1 protein-coding gene is annotated in these 880 nt (G+C 61.8%); it reads left to right on the forward strand.

Going from position 1 to position 880, the window contains the following annotated elements; all coding sequences use genetic code 11:
- Window positions 1-360 precede the first annotated feature (360 nt).
- The gene (locus ACK4SE_RS13840) at window positions 361-621 is read left to right on the forward strand and encodes a hypothetical protein (RefSeq protein ID WP_409693871.1); all 261 of its coding nucleotides are present in this window, start codon (window positions 361-363) and stop codon (window positions 619-621) included.
- Window positions 622-880 lie beyond the last annotated feature (259 nt).

An 880-nucleotide genomic window follows, 5' to 3' on the forward strand; every position in this document is an offset into this window, starting at 1 on the left:
GCCGCACCCGACGTTGGGCGATGTGAACAAACTGCTGGCCGAGTTCGTGAGCCAGCTGTACGCGCATCCGCTTGCGCTGTCGCCTCGGTGCGTGCGTAACTGTAGGCGGCGTGAGCAGGTACCTGCAGCGCATTCGAGTACTCGTGGAAGATGTGCCGCAGTTTCAATTCAAGCTTGGGCCCCGTGCACTTGCCGAGGTGGGGCTGGTCACTACAGCCACCATGGTCACGACGGTGCGGCCGCTTGTGCGCTTGCACCGAACGCGCGCGCTGTTGCTCACGCTCAGTTGCCAGACGCTTGGGGATGAGTTGCCAGAGTACTCCCGTAACCTCATCTTGGCGGAGGCACGGAGACGAGAGAATGCGTTGCTGGGTTTGGAGGCAGAAGAAGGTGGCGAAATTGCTGCCGCCGGAAGTGGCGGTGGTGGTGGCGGTGGTGGTGGCGGCGGCGGCGGTGGCGGCGGCGGTGGCGGCGGCGGCGGCGGCGGTGGACAGGCTGGGCGGGGAAAACGAAAGAGTCGGGAGTCTGTTGTGGAGCCTGCTGCAGAGCCTGCCGCGGAACGGAAGCGTTCCAGGCGCTAGGTTGTTGATGTGGACCAGTGGCGCACACGTTGTGGGTTGAATTTCATGCAGCGATGTTGAGTGCGTGCTTTTCCGCTCCTGACTGCGCCGTGTACGCCCATCTCAAGTTGCACCGCATGATACTCTCCCTAATGTATGCGACAGGCTCGCCAACAGTGGCTCTGCAGCAACGTCGCCTTGAGTCCTTCTGAGGACTCCTTCACCCTCCCGCATGACGGACTGATGATTGGTCGAAAAACTGTTCACCAGCCAATCACTCAATTGTTTGCACCCGCGGAAAGTTGGCCCGCTGCCATTCC

The organism is Brevundimonas sp. (assembly GCF_046293315.1).
GTDB lineage: Bacteria > Pseudomonadota > Alphaproteobacteria > Caulobacterales > Caulobacteraceae > Brevundimonas.